Source organism: Gallibacterium salpingitidis, from assembly GCF_030517105.1.
Taxonomy (GTDB): Bacteria; Pseudomonadota; Gammaproteobacteria; order Enterobacterales; family Pasteurellaceae; genus Gallibacterium; species Gallibacterium salpingitidis.
Window position 1 is genome coordinate 80,990 of sequence record NZ_CP103875.1, and the last position, 21,810, is coordinate 102,799.

At 38.3% G+C, this 21,810-nt stretch carries 18 protein-coding genes; 10 read left to right on the plus strand and 8 right to left on the minus strand.

Annotated features, from left to right (window positions below):
- The first annotated feature begins 8 nt into the window (after positions 1-8).
- Genes NYR30_RS00485 through NYR30_RS00495 form a run of 3 tightly spaced genes read left to right on the plus strand, consistent with a single transcriptional unit; the run spans position 9 to position 3,759 of the window.
- Positions 9-1,550 carry an ATP-binding cassette domain-containing protein gene (locus NYR30_RS00485; protein WP_302501505.1) on the plus strand — a complete coding sequence of 514 codons (1,542 nt, stop codon included), beginning with the start codon at positions 9-11 and terminating at the stop codon, positions 1,548-1,550.
- Complete coding sequence (locus tag NYR30_RS00490; protein ID WP_066113060.1) at positions 1,550-2,650, plus strand: ABC transporter permease; 1,101 nt, start codon at positions 1,550-1,552, stop codon at positions 2,648-2,650. Before NYR30_RS00485 ends, NYR30_RS00490 begins: the two co-directional genes overlap by 1 nt.
- Complete coding sequence (locus tag NYR30_RS00495; protein WP_066113062.1) at positions 2,647-3,759, plus strand: ABC transporter permease; 1,113 nt, start codon at positions 2,647-2,649, stop codon at positions 3,757-3,759. The genes NYR30_RS00490 and NYR30_RS00495 overlap by 4 nt, the downstream gene beginning before the upstream one ends.
- A 68-nt stretch (positions 3,760-3,827) precedes the next feature.
- On the opposite strand, the gene dctA is transcribed toward NYR30_RS00495, so the two are convergent.
- The 5 genes from dctA to NYR30_RS00520 form a co-directional block, all read right to left on the minus strand.
- The gene (gene dctA / locus NYR30_RS00500; protein WP_066113064.1) at positions 3,828-5,087 is read right to left on the minus strand and encodes a C4-dicarboxylate transporter DctA; all 1,260 of its coding nucleotides are present in this window, start codon (positions 5,085-5,087) and stop codon (positions 3,828-3,830) included.
- Between the two features lie 76 nt (positions 5,088-5,163).
- Positions 5,164-6,078, minus strand: a complete 915-nt coding sequence (locus tag NYR30_RS00505) for an amidohydrolase family protein (protein WP_066106674.1) — start codon at positions 6,076-6,078, stop codon at positions 5,164-5,166.
- Positions 6,079-6,089: 11 nt separating this feature from the next.
- Positions 6,090-6,785: a 4-carboxy-4-hydroxy-2-oxoadipate aldolase/oxaloacetate decarboxylase gene (gene ligK, locus NYR30_RS00510; protein ID WP_066106677.1), complete on the minus strand. Its 696-nt coding sequence runs from the start codon at positions 6,783-6,785 to the stop codon at positions 6,090-6,092.
- A 3-nt stretch (positions 6,786-6,788) separates the two neighbouring features.
- Positions 6,789-7,820, minus strand: a complete 1,032-nt coding sequence (locus tag NYR30_RS00515; protein ID WP_066113067.1) for an amidohydrolase family protein — start codon at positions 7,818-7,820, stop codon at positions 6,789-6,791.
- A gap of 1 nt (position 7,821) precedes the next feature.
- Positions 7,822-8,925, minus strand: a complete 1,104-nt coding sequence (locus tag NYR30_RS00520) for a 4-oxalomesaconate tautomerase (RefSeq protein WP_066113070.1) — start codon at positions 8,923-8,925, stop codon at positions 7,822-7,824.
- A gap of 105 nt (positions 8,926-9,030) precedes the next feature.
- On the opposite strand from NYR30_RS00520, the gene NYR30_RS00525 reads away from it, so the two are divergent.
- The 4 genes from NYR30_RS00525 to dcuC all read left to right on the plus strand — a co-directional run bounded on the left by NYR30_RS00525 (position 9,031) and on the right by dcuC (position 15,288).
- Entirely contained in the window at positions 9,031-9,945 is a 915-nt protein-coding gene (locus NYR30_RS00525) for a LysR family transcriptional regulator (protein WP_066106685.1), read from the plus strand.
- A gap of 184 nt (positions 9,946-10,129) precedes the next feature.
- Positions 10,130-12,367, plus strand: coding sequence for a nitric-oxide reductase large subunit (locus tag NYR30_RS00530; protein WP_066106688.1), 2,238 nt, complete (start codon positions 10,130-10,132; stop codon positions 12,365-12,367).
- A 270-nt stretch (positions 12,368-12,637) separates the two neighbouring features.
- Positions 12,638-13,930, plus strand: a complete 1,293-nt coding sequence (pepT, locus tag NYR30_RS00535; protein ID WP_231923679.1) for a peptidase T — start codon at positions 12,638-12,640, stop codon at positions 13,928-13,930.
- Entirely contained in the window at positions 13,930-15,288 is a 1,359-nt protein-coding gene (gene dcuC / locus NYR30_RS00540; protein WP_197495411.1) for an anaerobic C4-dicarboxylate transporter DcuC, read from the plus strand. The genes pepT and dcuC overlap by 1 nt, the downstream gene beginning before the upstream one ends.
- 72 nt (positions 15,289-15,360) lie before the next feature.
- On the opposite strand, the gene NYR30_RS00545 is transcribed toward dcuC, so the two are convergent.
- The 3 genes from NYR30_RS00545 to NYR30_RS00550 all read right to left on the minus strand — a co-directional run bounded on the left by NYR30_RS00545 (position 15,361) and on the right by NYR30_RS00550 (position 17,847).
- Positions 15,361-16,890 (minus strand): YifB family Mg chelatase-like AAA ATPase, encoded by a 1,530-nt coding sequence (locus NYR30_RS00545; protein ID WP_066113072.1) that lies wholly within the window; start codon positions 16,888-16,890, stop codon positions 15,361-15,363.
- Positions 16,891-17,029: 139 nt separating this feature from the next.
- A complete protein-coding gene (locus NYR30_RS13645; RefSeq protein ID WP_367401233.1) occupies positions 17,030-17,137 on the minus strand; it encodes an AraC family transcriptional regulator in 108 nt (35 codons plus the stop codon).
- Entirely contained in the window at positions 17,119-17,847 is a 729-nt protein-coding gene (locus tag NYR30_RS00550) for an AraC family ligand binding domain-containing protein (RefSeq protein ID WP_302501514.1), read from the minus strand. Before NYR30_RS00550 ends, NYR30_RS13645 begins: the two co-directional genes overlap by 19 nt.
- A 133-nt stretch (positions 17,848-17,980) precedes the next feature.
- Between NYR30_RS00550 and NYR30_RS00555 the strand changes: the two genes are divergently transcribed.
- From NYR30_RS00555 to NYR30_RS00565, 3 genes are read left to right on the plus strand one after another with little or no spacing between them, the layout of a single operon-like run.
- A complete protein-coding gene (locus NYR30_RS00555) occupies positions 17,981-18,649 on the plus strand; it encodes a TorD/DmsD family molecular chaperone (RefSeq protein WP_066113076.1) in 669 nt (222 codons plus the stop codon).
- A gap of 24 nt (positions 18,650-18,673) precedes the next feature.
- The gene (locus NYR30_RS00560) at positions 18,674-21,253 is read left to right on the plus strand and encodes a molybdopterin-dependent oxidoreductase (RefSeq protein WP_156536745.1); all 2,580 of its coding nucleotides are present in this window, start codon (positions 18,674-18,676) and stop codon (positions 21,251-21,253) included.
- On the plus strand, positions 21,254-21,802 hold the full coding sequence (locus NYR30_RS00565; RefSeq protein ID WP_066113080.1) for a DMSO/selenate family reductase complex B subunit: 549 nt from the start codon (positions 21,254-21,256) through the stop codon (positions 21,800-21,802).
- Positions 21,803-21,810 lie beyond the last annotated feature (8 nt).

Below are 21,810 nucleotides of genomic sequence, written 5' to 3' on the forward strand. Positions count from 1 at the left end.
CTCAAGTTATGTGGTTCAGTTTCTCAAATTCTGCGGCTTGCGACAACCAAGCAGAAGCAATTCACGAAATTAGCGGCTATATGCCACAAAAATTTGGGTTATATGAAGATCTTACAGTGATTGAAAATCTTTCCCTTTATGCGGACTTGCGCGGTATCGCAGGTAAAAATCGACAAGAAAAATTTGAAAAATTACTCTCATTTACTGATTTAGCACCATTTCAACAGCGCTTAGCCGGCAAGTTATCAGGCGGTATGAAACAAAAATTAGGTTTGGCGTGTGCGTTAGTTGGTGATCCAAAATTATTGTTATTAGATGAACCGAGTGTAGGTGTCGATCCTATTTCGCGGCGCGAGTTGTGGAAATTGGTGCAAGAATTAGTAAAAGAGGGAATGGCGGTACTCTGGTCAACAGCTTATCTTGATGAAGCGGAAAAATGCGACAGTGTGATCTTATTAAATGAGGGAAAAAAATTATATGACGGTGATCCACAAGGATTATTAGCAAGAGTGGAAAATCGTGTTTATCAGGTGACTGGAGTGCCAGCAGAAGAACGACGCAAAATATTGATCAAATTGTTACAACAACCGCAAGTAATGGATGGCATTATTCAAGGCAGTAATATTCGTTTAGTGTTGCATAATTCACAAGAAAAACCAGTGTTAGAACAAGGACAGTGGTTAGCAGTGAATCCTTGCTTTGAAGATGCGTTTATTGATTGTCTTGGTGGTGGACCAGGTGGTAATTCAGCGTTAGCCGCAAAAATTGAACATAAATCGGATGATGGTTTACCCGTTATTGATGCGAAGCAGTTAACTAAGCGTTTTGGGACTTTTGTCGCAGTTAAAGATAATACCTTTTCCATTAAACGAGGCGAAATTTTTGGCTTGTTAGGGCCAAATGGCGCAGGTAAATCAACCACTTTTAAGATGATGTGTGGTTTATTGCAGCCTACTTCAGGGGAGTGTTTTGTTACAGGTTTAGATTTACGACACGCAACCTCTTTGGCTCGCAGTAAAATCGGTTATATGGCGCAAAAATTCTCGTTGTATAGCAATTTAGATGTGCTGCAAAATTTACGCTTTTTTGCTGGATTATATGGTGTAACAGGTAAAGTTCAGCGTGAGCGTATTGCGATGATGATCGATATTTTTGATTTTCAACCTTACCTCAGAATGAATGCTGGTGATTTACCGTTGGGGTTTAAACAGCGGCTTTCGTTAGCTTGTGCAGTAATTCATCAGCCCGATATTCTCTTTTTAGATGAACCTACTTCAGGTGTTGATCCAATAACCCGCCGAGAATTTTGGCTGCATATTAATGCGATGGTAGGAAAGGGCGTTACTGTCATGGTAACAACACATTTTATGGATGAAGCGGAATATTGCGATCGTATTGGCTTGATTTATCGTGGAGAAAATATTGCTACTGGTACGCCAGATGAGTTAAAGCAACAAGCAAAACAGTTAGCACAATTAGATTCACCGACGTTAGAAGATGCTTTTATTGCATTAGTTCAAGCGCATGATCAACAACGTAAGGAGGCATAATGACAAGATTATTCGCCTTAGTGCGCAAAGAGATGTTACAGATCATTCGTGACCCATCGTCTATTTTGATTGCGTTTGTTTTGCCATTTATTTTGTTGTTTATTTTTGGTTATGGTATCAATCTCGATAGCAACAAAATGAATATCGGCTTGGTTTCTCATTCATCAACACCGTTGGCGAATAGCCTAAGGGAAGCTTTTACCCACTCCAAATTTCTAGAGGTGAAAACGGCTAATGATCGCCGAGAGCTGTATGGTGATCTGACTACGGGGAAAATCAAAGGGATTGTCGTAATTCCAGAACCTTTTACGTTAGATTTATTAAGACAACAAACTGCCAAAATTCAAGTATTAACTGATGGTTCACAACCAAATACAGCAATGTTTGTGAATGGTTATACTAGTGGTGTTGTGCAGACCTGGTTAATGCAGCAATCTGCTACGGAAAATCAAGGGATTCAACTTAAAGAACGTTATCTCTTTAATCCTGAATTAAAAAGTCGGCACTTCCTTTTACCTGGTTCAATGGCAATTACCATGACCTTGATTGGAACATTGCTTACCGCGTTAGTGATTGCTCGTGAGTGGGAACGCGGCACTATGGAAGCTATGATGGCAACGCCAGTCACTATTACGCAAATTTTGCTTGGTAAGTTGATCCCTTATTATATTTTAGGAATTGGTTCAATGCTGATCTGTTTCCTCGTTACTACTCTCTATTATCAAGTACCATTTCATGGTTCATTTTTGACACTCTTTTTAGCAACGTCGGTTTTTCTGATTTGTGCGTTAGGGCAAGGTTTATTGATCTCTTCATTAGCAAAAGATCAGTTTGTTGCTTCGCAAATTGCGATTATGTTTGCCTTTTTGCCCGCTTTTATGTTGTCTGGCTTTGTGTTTGAAATTAGTTCAATGCCATTACCGGTACAGTGGCTGACTTATCTATTTAGCGTTCGTTATTATGTAACCAGTCTGCAAACGCTCTTTTTAGCCGGTAATGTGTGGAGCTTATTGGCACAAGGCATTGCGATTATGTTAATCATCGGTATTTTGACCTTTTTATTCACTAAACGTAAAACACAAAAAAGGATTGATCTATGATGAATGGACGTATTTGGGCATTAATTATCAAAGAGTTATTGGCGTTGTTTCGTGATCCACGCAGTCGTTTAGTGTTAATTGGCCCACCTGTTATTCAGCTGTTTTTGTTTTCTTATTCTGCTACGTTAGAGGTGAAAAATATTTCAGTTGCTATTTATAACCAAGACAATGGTGTGTATAGCGCTGAAGTTATGCAACGCATTACTGCTTCACCAACTTTTACTGAGTTTACTTTTGTACAAAGTGAACAGGAATTAAAACAGCAATTAGCCACTAAGAATGTTTTAGTGGCATTGCAATTTCCCGCCAACTTTAGCCAACAATTATTAGCAGGACAAGCAGGTGATATTCAGGTTTTATTAGATGGTCGAAACTCGAATTCGGCACAAATTATTCATAGTTATTTGGCACAAATCATTTTGCAATATAACCAAGAATTAGCCGCACAACAGGGTAAACAGGCTTTACCGTTGGTGATTTTAAATCGTAACTGGTTTAACGAAAATTTAGATCATTTATGGTACACCGTACCAGCATTGGTTGGCATTTTAGCTGGATTAGTGGCATTAATGGTAACGGCGCTATCGGTAGCTCGTGAGCGAGAATTGGGTACGTTCGATCAAATTTTAGTTTCGCCGTTAACACCGGGTGAGATCTTATTAGGTAAAACCATTCCGGCTGTCTTAGTTGGGCTTGCGGAAGGATTAATTATTTTTGTGATTGTAGTAACTATTTTCCAAGTGCCATTTGTTGGTTCGTTTTGGCTATTATTTGGCTCAATTTTTGTCTTTATTTTAGCGATGGTCGGTGTTGGTTTATTTATTTCCGCGATTTCAAAAACTCAACAACAAGCAATTTTAGGGACATTTCTCTTTTTAGTGCCAGCCATATCACTTTCAGGTTATGCCTCACCGATTGAAAATATGCCGGATTGGTTACAATGGGTGGTGGAAATCAATCCGTTTAAACACTTCTTAATTATTGTGAATGGTTTATTCCTTAAAGATATGTCTGCACAACAAGTGTGGATTAATCTTTTTCCTATGTTGATTATCGCCGCTGTCGCTTTAGTCGTTGCCAGTTGGTTATTTAGCCGACGTTTGGAATAAAAAAGTGATAAAAAAACCTTGCAGCACAGGAGAAGCTGCAAGGTAACTGAGGTCTTTATAGTTAATTATTAGAGTTCTTCTGATAAGGTTTTCTTCATCAATTCCCGATCAAAGGATTTATTCCATACGGAAACAACAATTGCGGCGATACCGTTACCAATCAAATTAACAATTGCTAACCCTGTACCAACGAAACGGTGAATACCAAGAATAAGTACCATACCTGCAACAGGAACGATTGGTAAGACAATCAAAGTACTGGTTAACATTACAAATGCAGCACCTGTAACACCAGCAGCACCTTTAGAAGTTAACATTGCGACAATTAATAGAATAATTTGGTTGGTAAGACTTAATTCAGTATTAGTGGCTTGTGCAATAAAGATAATCGCCATTGTCATATAAAGGTTAGTACCGTTAAGGTTAAAGGAGTAACCAGATGGAACAACCAACGCAATAACAGATTTAGGGCAGCCTAAACGCTCTAATTTTTCCATAATATGCGGTAATACTACAGATGATGAACCTGTACCTAAGATGATCAACAATTCTTCCTTAATAAATTTTAAGTAAGAGAAAAGACTGATACCGCAAACTCTGGCAATGATGCCGTAAACAACAATGACGAAGAATATTAATAGGGCATAAAAACCGAGAATAAATTTTGCTAAAGGAATTAAAGATTGTAAGCCATAAGCACCAATTGTATAGGTAATCGCCCCGAAAGCACCGATAGAAGATAGCTTAGAAATTAAGTGTACGTTATGGAAGAAGACTTTAGATACACTTTCAACAAAGTTATAAACCGGTTTACCTTTTTCGCCAATAACAGAAAGAGAACAACCGAATAGAATAGAAACTAATAAGATAGCAAGAACATTACCGGAGGAAAAAGCGCCAACAAAAGTAGATGGAATAATGTTCATCGCAAAATCAGTTAAATTAACGTTTTTAGCTCCATCAGTATATTTGGTTAAACTAGCTGTATTGAGTGTTGCGGGATCAACATTAAATCCAACACCTGGTTGAATTAAATGCCCCCAAATTAAACCAAAAGTTAATGCGATAAAGGACATAACAAAGAAGTAAATTAATGCTTTACCACCTACTTGCCCTAATTCACGCATATCTTTCATACCTGCGATACCAACCACAATAGTACAAAAGATAATTGGCCCAATAATCATAGCGATCAATTTAATAAAAGCATCGCCCAATGGTTTTAATTTTACTGCAACATCCGGTGCAAAATAGCCTAAAGCAATCCCTGCTAATATCCTAACCAATACTTGAAAATATAATTCTTTATAAAAGGGTTTGTTTTTCATTTTTGTCTTCTCTTGTTTGTGCAAATAAGGAGATCAATCAAGTACCAACAGAGATACGTTGGTACTTATCTATCGATCACTGTTCTTCAGGCCAATATAGACGCATCGGATTATCAACTAAGAGCCGTTGACGTTCTTCTTCAGATGGTGCAATTTGAGCGACATAATCAACTAATAAGCCATCATCTGGCATATGGTCTTTTAAATTAGGATGAGGCCAATCGGTACCAAACAGTACGCGGTCAGGAAATTCTTGTACGAGGCGTCGAGCAAATGGGACGACATCGACATAGGCATGTTGTTCGCCATTTAATGCCTTAGGGCCGGTTTTACTTAAACGTTCAGGACAAGATACTTTGCTCCAGAAATTTTTATGCTCACGCATTAATTTTATGAAGAGTTCAAATTCTTCCCCATCAACTGGTTTAGTTACATCGGGTCTTCCCATATGATCTACAACGACAGTGGTCGGTAAACTGGTAAAAAAATCCCAATATTCTTTTAAATCATCAGCTTCAAAATAGATCACAATATGCCAACCAAGTGGTGCGATTTTTTGCGCAATTTCCATCAAAGTATCTTTCGGTGGTGCGTCCACTAAACGTTTCACAAAATTAAAACGTACCCCTCGAACACCAGCTTGATGCAGTGCTTGTAGTTCATCATTAGTGACATCACGCCGTACAGTAGCGACACCTCTTGCTTTACCATTTGCACTTTCAAGCGCATCAACTAAGGCGCGATTATCCGCACCATGGCAAGTTGCTTGAACAATAACGTTACGTTCAAAACCAAGCAGATCGCGCAACGCAAACAGCTTTTCTTTTGGTGCATCACAGGGTGTATATTTTCGTTCTGGTGCATAAGGAAAAATATCGCCAGGACCAAATACATGGCAATGTGCATCTACAGCGCCTTTCGGGAGTTGTAATTTAGGTTTAGAAGGAGTTGGATAAAATGGTAACCAACCTGGTGTAACTTCAAATTTCATTATTTTGCTCCTTAGTCGATATATTGCAAACCAGCTTTTTCGAGTTTTTCACGCATTTTGTAGAGATCTAAACCTAGAACACCTGCCTGGAATTGAGGGCGTTTGATCGCTTCGTTTTCTTCGCGTTTTTGTGCGGCTTCAGCGACTTCTGCTGCTTTTGCTGCTGGTACAACAACTACGCCATCGTGATCGGCAATTACTACATCACCAGGGTAAACTACTGCACCAGCACAAATAACCGGTACATTGACTGAACCTAATGTTGCTTTGATAGTGCCTTTTGAATGAATTGCTTTACTAAAAACTGGAAAATCCATTTGTTCCAATTCAGCGGTATCTCTGACGCCTCCATCAATAATTAAGCCTTTACAGCCTTGCGCTCTGAATGAAGTGGCAAGTAATTCACCAAAGAAACCGTCGGTTGAATCGGCGGTACAACCAGCAACAACGATATCGCCTTCTTTAATTTGTTCAGCGGCGACATGAAGCATCCAGTTGTCACCTGGTTGCAGTAGAACCGTTACAGCAGTACCGCAGATCTTGGCGTGTGGATAGATTGGACGCATATAAGGTTTCATTAAACCAACACGTCCCATTGCCTCATGGATGGTTGCTACCCCGAATTTCGCTAGTTTTTCGACAGCAGCTTTATCGGCACGTTGAATATTACGTTTAACAACACCTAATTGATTAACTTGAAGTTCCATAATCTATTGTCCTCTTGATTTGAGTAAGGCATCTAAACGAGGGAAAACACGACGCGCATTGCCTTCATAAATTTGATGTTTTTGTTCGTCGGTTAAACGACTTGCTTCGATATAACGTTTAGTATCGTCAAAATAGTGACCTGTTCTTGGATCGATATCGCGGACAGCGCCAATCATTTCTGAAGCGAATAACACATTCTTGTGAGGGATAACATCAAGCAGTAAATCAATACCTGGTTGGTGATAAACACAAGTATCAAAGAAAATGTTGTTAAGCAGATGTTCTTCTAAGATTGGTTTTTTCAACATCATCGCGAGCCCGCGGAAACGACCCCAATGATAAGGTGCCGCGCCGCCACCATGAGGAACGATGAAACGTAAGGTTGGGAATTCTTTAAATAGATCGCCTTGTAAACATTGCATAAAGCTGGTGGTGTCAGCATTAAGGTAGTGAGCGCCAGTAGTATGGAAACAATGATTGCAACTGGTGCTAACATGAATCATCGCTGGAATATCATATTCCACCATTTTTTCATAAATCGGGAACCAGTATGGATCTGTTAACGGTGGTGAAGTCCAGTGACCACCAGACGGATCTGGATTTAAATTGATACCAACATTACCGTATTCTTTAACACAACGATCAATTTCAGCTAAACAGGTTTCTGTTGGTACACCCGGAGATTGCGGCAACATAGCAACAGGAACAAAATGATCCGGGAACAATTGTGATACCCGATAACAAAGTTCATTACAGATAGATGCCCAGGTCGCAGAAATATTGTAATCTCCGATATGATGAGCCATAAAACTTGCTCTTGGTGAAAAAATAGTGATGTCGGAACCACGTTCTTTCATAAATTTGAGTTGGTTTAACTCAATACTTTCACGAATTTCATCATCACTAATTTTCAATTCAGAAACTTTTGGCATCTCTGATGGATTGGTAATGCCGGCGATTTGTCTTTTACGCCACTCTTCAAGCGCTTTCGGTGCTGTGGTGTAATGGCCATGACAGTCGATAATTAAACTCATCTTATGCTCCTTGTTGCCAAATGTGGTGTGGGATCATTGCTTCACCTTTCATTAATAGACGAGCAGTACGTAATAAAGCTGCACTTGTTACATTGCCTTGTTCGTCTAAGTTGAGGGATACAGTGAATTCACCGCTTGGGTGTTCTACGGAAAAATTTGGATTGATAGATAAATCTGTGTTTGAGAAACCATAAGCTACGCTATCTTTTAGTACGCAAGCGGTAGCAATAGTGACTGCGGCAAGCACGCCAATTGCTTCATGACAGACATGCGGAATAAAGCAGCGAGTATGGATTTGACCACCATTAATTGGGGCATTAACCAAACACATTTTTGGATAATTTTTTTCTTTTACATCGCCTAAACCCATTTTAAGAGCAGCTTGCAGACGTAAATTTTCCAGAATGGTTTTTAGTTCGGTATCGTTATTTAATTCAGTTACACTTTCGTAAGCAGTACGTTTTACATCAGCAGCGCGGACTAAAACAATCGGCATCCCATTATCAATGCAAGTGGCTTCTAATTGGCCAAAATTAGGGATGTCAAAAGTATCTTTCACATTACCGGTAGGTAATAACGCACCACAGACAGAACCTTCGGTATCTAAGAAACGGATTTGAATCGGTGCAGATGAATTTGGTACGCCATCTATACGAGCATCACCGTCATAGTTCACATAACCGTCTGGGGTTTGCACCGTAATATCGGCTAACATGCCGGTATTCAACGTTAATACTCGAGCGGTTGTAGTTGCACCTTGTGGTTGGATTAATCCTTTCTCTAAGGCAAATGGCACGACTGCAGCCAGCATATTGCCGCAATTCGGCTTAGTATCAACGGTGTCTTTATCCGGTTGTAATTGAGCAAAAAGAAATTCCAAATCGACATTTTCTTGCTGGCTTTTACGGATCATTGCGACCTTGGTTGTCAAGGAATGTGCGCCACCTAAACCATCAATTTGACGTTTATCAGGCGATCCCATTACAGCGAGTAATACTTTATCTCTAGTAGGAATATCTTGAGGTAAATCGTCAAAGGCAAAGAATGCGCCTTTTGATGTGCCGCCACGCATTAACATGCATGGAATAGAAATTTGTTTAGCCATATTAATCTCCTAAACAATGAAATTAAGGAGCATTTTAGGTATTCAAATTACTATTAAAAAGTTGATAAACTATCTAACAGTTATAACAAATTTGATAGGTATTCTATGGATCTCAAACAACTCGCCTATTTTGCTAAAGTCGCAGAATTGAATAGTTATACACGTGCAGCCGATGAATTAGATATCGCTCAGCCTTTATTGAGCAGACATATTCGACAATTAGAAACTGAATTGGGAAAAAGTTTATTAGTCAGAAATGGGCGCGGTGTAACTACTACAGAAGCTGGGCAGATTTTACTAAGGCACTGTCATCAAATTCTTAATCAGGTACAGTTGCTAAAAGAGGATCTTAGTTTTACGACAGGTAAAATTACAGGATCTATCTCATTAGGGATTCCTCCAACATTATCAAAATTATTAGCGCGAGATATCATTAAACTGTTTTATCAACGTTTACCGGAAGCGAATTTGATTGTTACTGAAGGTTTAACCAGAGATTTACAAGAGCGTTTAAGTATGGATCGGTTGCATGTGGCGTTACTGCATAATCCGATTTTTTTAAAGAATCTCGAGTATGAATTGTTGATTAATGTGCAATTAATGTTGATTGTAAGACGCGATAATCCTGAATTTATACATAAAACGAGTATTACAGCAGCAGATCTAGAAACTATTCCATTGGTGATCCCAAGTAAAAATAATACTTATCGTCAGTTGTTTGATACAGAAATGGCAAAATTGCATAGAAAGAGCAATATTATTATGGAAGTCGATAGTAAGGAATTGATTCTAGATTTAGTCGAGGATGGTATTGGTAATTCTATTTTATTGCCAATGACGCTAGCTTTTCGGGACTATCATAACAATTTGCGCGCCATTCCAATTACAGAACCGGAATTACCTTGTGATCTGTATATGGCGATCAGTAGTAAAACAAATGCCAGTCGTTTACAGCTAGAATTGATGAAAATCATTCGTGAAGTACTAGAACAACATTTTCCTGAAAAAAATAAAAAGTAACAGTAATTTAGGTGAACAAAGAACGTTCTAGGATTACTCCTATACAGGTATTACCTTTCTCATAATAACTTATATAATTAGTCGGGTATTTAGTTGACTAAATTAGTCAGGTATTTGCTGATTATGAACTGAATACAAGACAACAATTGGATTCATAAAATTTAACTTATGGAGTGAGTTAAAAATGGGAAATTATAAAAAGTTATGGGGAATCTTACTAACAACCCTCATCTTAACTTTTACATTATTAGGGTATATCGGTGTAGAAGTTTATCGTCAAGCACCACCAATTCCACAAGCCTATGTTTCACAAAGCGGTGAAACCATTATCTCTAAAGAAGATGTACTGCAAGGGCAAACAGCGTGGCAAACAACCGGTGGTATGGAATTAGGTTCATTATTAGGTCATGGGGCATATCAAGCGCCGGATTGGACTGCCGATTGGTTGCATCGTGAATTAACAGCTTGGTTGGACATTACCGCCAAAGCGGCGTTTGGTAAAGCGTATGCTGATTTAGATGAACCGACACAAGCAGCATTGCAAGTTGCTTTACGTGATGAATATCGTAAACAAAGCCGAGTGAATAGCGACGGCAAGGTAGTGATTTCTGATGTTCGTTTACAAGCTATTCAGCAAACAGCGGAATACTATAATAAGTTGTATAGTGATGATCCTACTATGCTGAAAACACGCGAAGCTTTTGCGATGAAGGATAATACTTTACCAAGTGCAGAAGCTCGCCAAAAATTAGCTGATTTCTTCTTCTGGACAGCGTGGGCGGCATCAACAGATCGTCCAAATGCAGACGCTACTTATACCAACAACTGGCCGCATGAACCATTGATCAATAATGTGCCAACCACAGAAAATATTATGTGGTCATTAATTTCGATTGTGTTCTTAATTGCTGGGGTTGGTTTCTTAGTGTGGGGTTATTCTTTCTTACGTAATCGTAATGAGCAAGAACCAACACCTCCAGCAACTGATCCTCTATTAAAACTTCAATTGACCCCTTCACAAAAAGCGTTAGCTAAATATGTCTTTTTAACTTTAGCGTTATTTGTCGTGCAAGTGGGCTTAGGCGGTGTTTTAGCGCACTATACCGTAGAAGGACAGAAATTCTATGGTATTGATATTTCACAACTATTCCCATATTCGTTAGTGCGTACTTGGCATATTCAAACCGCATTATTCTGGATTGCCACAGGCTTCTTAACCGCAGGGTTATTCTTAGCGCCAATCATTAATGGTGGGAAAGATCCGAAATTCCAGCGATTTGGTGTGAATTTCTTATTCCTGGCTTTATTAATTGTGGTTATTGGTTCTTATTCAGGTAATTTCTTTGCCTTAAGCCACCAAATCCCATCATCATTGAATTTCTGGTTCGGGCATCAAGGTTATGAATATTTAGATCTTGGTCGTTTCTGGCAAATCCTATTATTCGTTGGTTTTATTGTTTGGTTATGGTTAATGCTGCGCTGTACAGGCTATGCCTTTAAAAATGGTAGCGATAAAAACCTATTAGCAATCTTTATCTCTTCTATTGTCGGTGTTGGCTTATTCTACGGTCCAGGTTTATTCTATGGCGAACACTCAAGCGTAACCGTAATGGAATACTGGCGTTGGTGGGTAGTGCACCTTTGGGTAGAAGGATTCTTTGAAGTCTTTGCAACTTGTGCCTTAGCCTTTATTTTCTACAACTTAGGTTTAGTCAGCTATCGTAGCGCAACAGTAGCGTCATTAGTCGCTGGTAGTTTATTTCTCTTAGGCGGCGTACCAGGAACTGCGCACCATCTCTACTTCTCAGGTACAACAACACCAGCGTTAGCTGCCGGAGCAGTGTTTTCAGCGCTTGAAGTGGTACCGTTAGTATTATTGGGCAAGGAAGCTTACGAACATTGGTCATATCAACACGCAACACCTTGGATGCAGCGTTTACGTTGGCCGTTAATGTGTTTCGTAGCGGTGGCGTTTTGGAATATGTTGGGTGCTGGCGTCTTTGGTTTCTTAATTAATCCGCCAATTTCATTGTTCTATTTACAAGGGTTAAATACCACAGCAGTACACGCACATGCGGCATTATTCGGTGTATATGGTTTCTTAGCCTTAGGTTTTGTGTTGCTTGTTGCTCGTTATTTAAAACCAGACTTTGTCTTTAATGAAACAGTAATGAAAGTTGGTTTCTGGTCGATGAATCTTGGTTTAATTCTAATGATCGCAATCAGTTTGTTACCGGTAGGATTATTCCAAGTGTCTGCAAGTATTAGCGAAGGGTTATGGTATGCAAGAAGTGAAGGCTTCTTACAACAAGATTTCTTACAAACACTGCGTTGGTTAAGAACTATCGGCGATATTATCTTAATTTTTGGTGCAGTATTATTTGCTTACCAAGTAACAAAATTGACTTTTAGTCGTCGTTAAGTTGTTAAATTAAGTTATTGGTGTAACGGTCAAAATTATGCAATTTTGACCGTTTTTTTATGTTTTTTGGTCGATAAGGTAATCAATTTTGCTTTTTGGGGAATCTTATTTTAGAAAATAATTCTTTCCTTATGTATAACAAAATATAATCTGTTAAAATCAGCGCAAGATTAGTGATTTTATCTATATTTTGGCTGTAATTTGAACAATTATAAAAATCACCATTCCGAATACTACAATTAACCTAGCTTCATAGGAAATAATTCAATTATGTCTAACAATACTATGTCAGCGACTGATTTTTCCGTCGCAATGAAAGGTAAGTTGATTGAACGACTTACAAAGTATGTACAGATACATACTACTTCTGATCCTAAAAGCGCTACTGTACCTAGTACACCGCAACAATGGGATCTCTTAAGATTACTGGAACAAGAATTAATTGGTATGGGTTTAACAGAGATTAGCTTAGATGATAATGGCTATCTGTTTGCGACTTTACCTGCCAATATTGAACAACAAGTACCTGTGTTGGGCTTATTAGCACATGTTGATACAGCGCCAGATTTCAATGGGGAAAATGTTCGACCGCAATTAGTGGAGAATTATGCCGGAGAGGAAATTCTGCTTGCTGGTTCTGGTGATTTACTTTCACCAAAAAATTTCCCTAACTTATTAAATCTGTTGGGACATACGCTAATGACAACAGATGGTACCAGTTTACTTGGTGCAGATGATAAGGCAGGAATTGCGATTATTTTATCTGCAATAGAGTATCTACAAGCTCATCCAGAAATTCCACATGGCAAAATCCGCGTTGGTTTTACTCCTGATGAAGAAATTGGACGCGGTGCAGATCATTTTGATGTAGAAAAATTTGCCGCTGATGTGGCTTATACCTTAGATGGTAGCGTAGTCGGTGAATTACAGTATGAAAACTTTAATGCTGATGAAGTGACAATTCATTTATTTGGGCGTTCTGTGCATCCGGGGACTGCGAAAGGCAAAATGGTTAATGCGTGGGAACGTGCTTGTCAGTTCCAAGCGAGTTTACCGCCGCATTTAACTCCGGCAACTAGTGAAGGTTACGAAGGTTTTATTTTCCTACGTAAGATTGAAGGTTCGCTTGAGCACTGCATCTTGCGTTATGCGTTACGTGATTTTACTGAAGCAGGCTTATTAGCTAGCCGTCAGTTATTACAAAATGCGGTTGCTAATTATCAGCAACAATATGGTGCGGACAGTATCCAAATCGACATCCATGAACATTATCGCAATATGCGTGAAAAAGTAGAGCAACATCGCTATTTAGTGGATCTTGCTGAACAGGTAATGTTGCAACAAGGAGTAAAACCACGCATTGAACCGATTCGTGGCGGTACTGATGGCGCCCGTTTATCTTTTATGAATTTACCGACACCAAACCTATTTACCGGTGGTGAAAACTTTCATGGCAAATTTGAATTTGTATCAATTGATGTAATGAATCAAGCCGTTGGCGTTGTTGTAGGTATTGCTAATGCTTTTAGCCAACTTAAATCTAATCAAGCAGGAGAAAAATAATGAGTTTAATTATTGGCGCATTAGCCATTCTGTTAGTTGGCTACTGGATTATTAAGGGACAAAACGCAAAAGGTTTATTGTTGTGTGCCGGGATCGTGTTATTAATCATTGCTTCCTTTATTGCACCGCCAGTGAAAGATAGTACAGGGATTTTCTTTGTCGATATTGGCAACTATATGTACTCACTGTTTGAAAAACGTGGCGGCGGTTTAGGAATGATCGTAATGGTGTTGATTGGTTTCTCAGTGTATATGAGCCATATTGGTGCTAACGATGTTATTGTACGTTTGTTATATAAACCATTACGCCGGATTAAATCGCCTTATATTTTATTGATTGGTGGTTTCTGGATTGCCTCTTTTATCTCTTTTGCGATTCCGTCTGCAACCGCATTAGGGGTGTTTTTAATGGCAACATTATTCCCGATTCTTACCCGTTTAGGCATTTCAGCACCGAGTGCAGCAGCTATTTGTGGCACTACAGCAGTAGTAAATTTATCGCCAACTTCGGTTGATGTGATCTTAGCGGCAGAACAGGCAGGAGATACCTTAAAACATTTTGCGTTCCAAGTAATTTTACCAATGAGTTTATTAGCAATGTTAGTTATTGGTATTGCTCACTTTTTCTGGCAACGTTATTGCGATATTAAAGAGGGATTAGCGCACGCAGAAAGCCTCAGCGAAGTCGATCCAAGTCATTTACTGAATAATAAAGCACCAGTGTATTATGCGATTTTGCCATTCTTACCAATTATTGGTTTGTTTATTTTTGATGGCAAAGTATTACCGGAGATTTCATTAGGTGGATTGTTAATTTTAACCTTAATTATTAGTGCCTTGATTGAGTTAGCTCGCACTCGTAAAGCCAGTGAAGTATTTGATGGTTTAGAAAAATGCTATAACGGTATGGCAGAAGCGTTTAGCAGCGTAGTGATGTTAATTATTGCGGCGGGTGTTTTTGCGGAAGGTTTAAGCCGTATTGGTTTTACTGAAGATTTAATTGGAGTGGCACAAAATCTCGGTACAGCTGGTACCGTAATGATGTTTGCATTGGTGTTAATTACCTTATTAGTTGCAATCGCGTCTGGTTCTGGTAATGCCGCATTTTTCGCATTTGTTGAATTAGCACCACGCCTTGCAGGACAATTAGGCATTAACCCAGCTTATTTAATCGCACCAATGATGCAAGTTTCTAATACCGGACGTGCGTTATCGCCAGTATCAGGGGTAATTGTTGCGGTATCAGGAAGCGCAAATCTTTCCCCAATGTTGTTAGTGAAACGTACTTCAGTGCCGTTATTGGCAGGTATTGCGGTTATCGTTATTTATACAATGGTATTTATTCCGTTGCATGTGTGATGGCTAAATAATTTAATTCTGAAAAAACTCTTTCTGACGCAATTTGTTAGAAAGAGTTTTTTTATCGCATTTTTATTCTATACCAGTGGTTAAACGTTGTAATAACCGATCCATAGCGCGATAGCCAAGCGCTTCAGCGAGATGTGAACGTTGGATTTGTTCTTCATCTGCAAGATCAGCGATAGTACGGGAAACGCGTAAAATTCGATGATAAGCGCGAACGGATAAACCTAATTTATTTAACGCAGTTTCAAGAAAAATCGCATCATTTTGTTGTAACTTGCAATACTTTTCCAACTCTTTGCCAGAGAGATGAGCATTAATTTTACCTGCTCTAGCAAATTGTTTTTCACGTACCTGAATCACTATTTTGCGCAGTTTATCGCTACTATTTTCATCTTTGGGTAATTGTTGTAGTGTTCCTTGCGGTAATAGTGGCACTTCAATGGAAAGATCAAAGCGATCTAAAAATGGCCCGGATAAACGGTTTAAGTAACGCATAATTTGTTGTGGAGATGTGCGATTATGTGTGCCTTGATAATGCCCGGTTGGGCTAGGATTCATTGCCGCAATTAGTTGAAATCTTGCTGGAAAAGTGACTTTGGCAGCGGTTCTCGAAATCACAATTTCTCCACTTTCCAATGGTTCTCGTAACGCATCTAATACTTTACGTTCAAATTCCGGTAATTCATCTAAAAAGAGTACGCCATTATGAGCTAAGGAAATTTCTCCCGGTTTTGGGATAGTACCGCCACCAACTAAGGCTGCCATGGAAGCGCTATGATGCGGTGCTCGAAAAGGGCGTTGTTTCCAATTTTGGTAATTAATCTGCTGTTGAACCAAGCTATTAATTGCAGCAGTTTCAATCGCCTCTTGTTCATTCATTTCTGGTAATAAGGTTGTTAGGCGACTGGCTAACATGGTTTTTCCTGTTCCAGGTGGGCCAAGAAATAATAGATTATGTTGCCCGGCGGCGGCAATTAATAAAGCACGTTTAGCGTGTTGCTGCCCAATAATATCGGACATATCTAATGATGGATGAGAGGATGAGGGTTGCTGAATCTCTAATGCTTGCGCGATAGGTAGTTGCTGTTGTTGATTTAGGAAACTGACAACATCTAATAAAGTGTTGGCGAAATAGGTTTGTGTATCTGCAACTAACGTCGCTTCTGCGGCATTTTGTTTCGCGATAATTAATTCTCGTTTGACTTTTTTCGCTGCAAGAATAGCAGGGATAATCCCTTGTACACTGCGTAAGTTTCCTGTTAAAGCCAATTCACCAACAAATTCAAACGCGAGTAACCGCTTCGCCTCTATCTGCCCAGAAGCAGCTAAAATCCCTAAAGCGATGGCAAGATCAAAGCGACTACCTTCTTTAGGCAAATCTGCAGGTGCTAAATTGATAGTGATACGTTGTGCTGGATAACGAAAATTACTGTTAATTAAGGCACTTCTTACTCTATCTCTTGCTTCTTTGACTGTGGTTTCTGGTAATCCAACTAAAATTAGACCTGGAGAACCTTTGCTAATATGCACTTCAATAGTAACAAGCGGCGCTTGTACCCCAATTGAAGCACGACTATGAACGATGGCTAGTGACATAAAATTTCCATAACTAAAAATAAATTTGAGCATAGATTATGGAAAAATGAGTGTGAATTTTACAAAGAAGGGTTTGTGATAAAGATCGAAAAAGAAAAATATTAATGACTTGTATAAGTGAATAAACAGTGCGTACAAGTTAGCTATTATTGATGTATTTTGTTGGAGATACACCAAAATGTTTTTTAAAAGCATAGATATAGGAAGAAGATGAGGAATAACCGCTATCTAGTGCAATATTAAGAATATTGTCGCCTTTTTTTTAATCGCGTTATTGAATGTAGTAAACGCATTTGTTGCCGCCATTCTTGATATGTCATACCAGTTTCTTTTTTTAAAACGCCGAATAAAAGTACTTAGTGAAATGTTGAGGATTTGTGCACAATTTTCAGGAGTGTGAGGTAAACTCGGCTCACTTTGTATTGTTCTACATAGTGTTAGCAATTCAGGTGAATTTGGATAGGGTAAAGTGAAATTAACAGGCGCTAATTCAGTTAAAAGTGAAATAAAAGTTTGTTCTTTTAGCGCTAAATCTTTAGTGGGCTGCTTAGTTGTTTGCATTAAGTATTCAGTATAAGCATCAATAAGTGGCGATACTTCAACGACTTGACAATGAATATGTTCGAGATAGGGATCAAATCGATCGTTAATATTGATACTAATATATTCAGCTTTTTCGGAACTCCAGAAAGTATGTTCGTAATTTTTGGGAATCCACACACCATGCAAAGGCGGTAAATGCCAGAATTGATTGTTTATTTCAACATATACGGTACCAGTGCGTGTATAAATAAATTGAACCCATGTATGGCTATGAGCAATAGTCTTTTTGGAAAAATCAGTGATATCAGTAGAAAACAAGAGTTGATTTGGGATAGATGAGTTTAATAATGGGGACAATGTGGTTTTCCATTCTGTTTCTAACTTCTTTAAGTGTTTTTTATTGATATTGATCATAAAAACTCCCCATTGACTTTTTTTCGATATCAATTGCCTGAAATTATTAATTAATCAGTAAATGGTTTTACTAAGATAGCTTACATTATAAAACTACCTAATTCTAGGTGCTTAATAGAATAATAGGCTAATTATGAATTACTTATTTACTCGTCATTATATTTATGATTTATTGCGGCGTTTATTTATTGAAGAACCTAATATAGATCTGCTTATTTTCTTGAAAGAAAATAATCTAATTAATACTATTTATAATGAATTATCTGAAAATCGGGAAATTTGTAATTTATATAAAAGTTGGTTAGATGAGTTATTAAATAAAAATATTTCATCACATTCTGATGATTATCAAGAGTTACATTGGGATTTTACACAATTATTTGTTGGCCCACATATATTACCAGCTCCTCCATGGGAATCTTCTTATAAAGGTGATTATTTACTGTTTACGGAAACAACTGCAAATGTTGAAAAATATTATCAACAATACAGTTTTTATTTACCAGAACGGGAGATAGAAGCTGCCGATCATATTGGCTTTGAATTAGATTTTATTTATCACCTTAATCAAAAAGCGCTCACGACATGTAATGAATTATCGGAATTAGAATTTAATCTTAAAGCACAATATATGTTTTTAATAGAACATATATTGAACTTTATTCATTTATTTTCACTAAATATTCAGCAATATGCACAAACTGATTTTTATAAGAAATTGGCTCGTTTTATAGAGGAATTTATTAAGTTTGATAGTGAAAAAATAAATTCGTTGTTGTTACAAATGCAAAATAATTCGTAGATGGGTAATGAGGAGAAACTCAATATGGATAAAAATACTTTTTTTGAAATTAAGCGAAGAACTTTTCTGAAATGGTCATCTGCTATTTCTGCTTTGGCGACATTACCGATTAATAAAGGATTAATAGCAAAAGAGAATGTTTTACCTGCTAATGAAAATGTACCAGTGTGGAAACCAGCAGCTTGTTGGCATGATTGTGGTGGTAAATGTTTAAATAAAGCATTAGTCAGCGGTAATACAGTGATTCGCCAAAAAACCGATGATTTAACTCCGGATAGTCCCAATACACCACAGCAACGGGGTTGTTTACGTGGGCGTTCGCAACGTCATCAAGTATTTGGCGCAGATCGATTGAAGTATCCAATGCGCCGTAAACATTGGGCGCCAGGTGGCGGAGATAAATCTTTACGTGGTCGAGATCAATGGGTGCGTATTAGCTGGGAAGAAGCCTTAGATCTTATTGCAGCAGAGACAAAACGTATTACCAATAAGTATGGTCAAGAATCTTTGTGGGTAACGGGGCAAAAAAACTTTTGTCCGCCTTATTATAATATGTTTGCCGCTGCTGGCGGTTATACATCGGATTGGGGAACACGTTCTTTCGGAGCGTGGGCTGAAACTGCTGGATTCATAGGTGTTCATTGGGGTGTGTTTGGGATCAATGATCGTCTTGATTTACGTAAATCAGAGTTAATTATTTTATGGGGAGCTAATCCAGCGTGGACAAGCCCCGGTTCGCCAACGTATCACTATATTCAAGCTAAGAAAGCTGGCGCTAAATTTATTTGTATTGATCCTAGTTATACCGATACTGCTGCTATTTTAGATGCAGAATGGGTTCCAATTAATCCTGCAACAGATCATGCTCTCGTATTAGGAATTATGTATGTGTTGTTACAAGAAGATAATCCGCAAAGTAACCCTTTAATTAAATGGGATTTCCTCGATAAATATACTATTGGCTTTGATGCCGAACATATGCCGGATGGTGTAGATCCTAAAGAGAACTTTAAAGATTATTTGTTAGGTACTTACACTAATGAACCTAAAACACCTGAATGGGCATCAGAGATTACAGGAGTATCAGTTGAAACAATAAAATCTTTGGCGTATCGCATCGGAACTATTGAAAAAGTAGCATTATTATGTGGTTGGGCACCAGCAAGAATCAATAATGGGGAAGGTTGGGTTCATGCATTTTCAACCTTAGGTTTTATGACTGGACATCTTGGCAGTTCAGGCAATATGACAGGTACGTCAGTTCATTTCTTTGCTGCTAATGGCGGTGGTTTTCTTGTAAATGAAGGACAGAATGGATTACCGGATATCGCAAATCCTATCGCAACAACGATAAATCATAATGAATTGAACCGAGCGCTTATTGAGGGCAAATGCCGGCAACCAAAAGGTGGCGATAAAGATGTCAATATCCAAATGATCTTCCATTGTGCCAATAATACGATGCAAGGTTTTAGTAATGCGATGCAAGCCATTGAAGCTTATCGCTCCAGTGTGGAATTTATTGTTACACCAGCTTATAACTATTCAACGAATGCTAAATATGCTGATTTAGTCTTGCCTGTTACGACAGAATGGGAAAAAGAGGGCATAGTGTTACCTTTGCATAATCGAGAAGTGTTGTTATTAGGGGTAAATATTGTTGCACCTTTATATGAAGCGAAAAGTGATCAATGGATAGCACGAGAAATTGGTAAAAGATTAGGCGTTGATATTAATGCTGTTTTCCCTATTTCAGAGAAACAACAATTTTTTAATCAACTTATTGGTGCAACTGTGATTGAATCTGATGGTAAAACTTCAGCTCCATTAGTCACGATCACTTTAGAAGATATAGCTAAATATGGTTTTATTGGTAAACCTCAACAAGGAAAAATTGCATTAGATAAATTACTTGCAGAAGGTAAGTATCAAGTTGATCGGCAAGAAGGAGATAATTATGGATTTATTGCTTACGCCGACTTTATTCGTGATCCTAAAGCGCATCCACTTGATACAGAAAGCGGTAAGTTTGAGATCTACTGCAAACGCCTGCATCAACGTGCCAAAGAGTATGGTTGGAGCGAAGTTCCAGCAATTCCTAAATATGTTCCAAGTGAAAACGGATACCAAAGTACTTTTATAGATTGGCATAGCAAGAAGAAAGGGAAATATCCATTTCAAGTATTCACACCGCATTATTTACGTTCATCACATAGTACTTTAGATAATGTACCGCAGTTGCGAGAGGCCTGGCCAAGTCATTTATATATGAATGCGACAGATGCTAAAGAGCTAAACATCAAACATGGAGAAACGGTATTAGTAACTTCTAAATTGGGCAAAATGTTGCGACCAGTTTATTGTACTGAAACGATGAAACCTGGTGTTGTTGCAATCCCGCATGGTAGATGGTCAGACATTGATGAAAAAAGCAATATAGACAAAGCTGGAACGGAAAATGTGTTATATGAACCAATTGCAACAGGTTTAGGAACATCTGGCTGGAATTCTTGTTTTTGTAATATTGAAAAATGGTCTGGTGATCAACTGACTGCTGATGCTTATTTACCACCTCGTTTTCCATCATTTGTGGAGGAAAAATAAATGACAAATCCAAACCAAGTTGGCTTTTATATTAATGTTTCTCAATGTATTGGCTGTAAGACCTGTGTTATTTCTTGTAAGGATAAAAACCATTTGGAAGTAGGGCGTAATTTCCGTCGAGTTTATGATATTGAAGCGGGAAAATATCCTAATCCAAAAAAATGGCATTTATCTATTTCATGTAATCATTGTGATAACCCTGCTTGCGTTAGTCATTGTCCTACTCAAGCAATGCATAAGCGTGCTGAAGATGGGGTTGTATTAGTAGATTATACTAAATGTGTTGGTTGTAAATATTGTACTTGGGCTTGCCCTTATGAAGCACCTCAATTTAATCCTCAATTAGGAATGATGACTAAATGTGATACTTGTTACGATCTTAGAGCTAAAGGACAGAACCCAGTGTGTGTGGATTCGTGTCCGATGCGAGCAATTGAATTTGGTTTGATTAGTGAGTTAAGAAAGAAGTATGGCGACAATGCTGATATTGCAGGGTTACCTAATTCAGAAATTACTCACCCAAATCTTATTGTTGGCTTTAATCGTTAGAAAAGGGG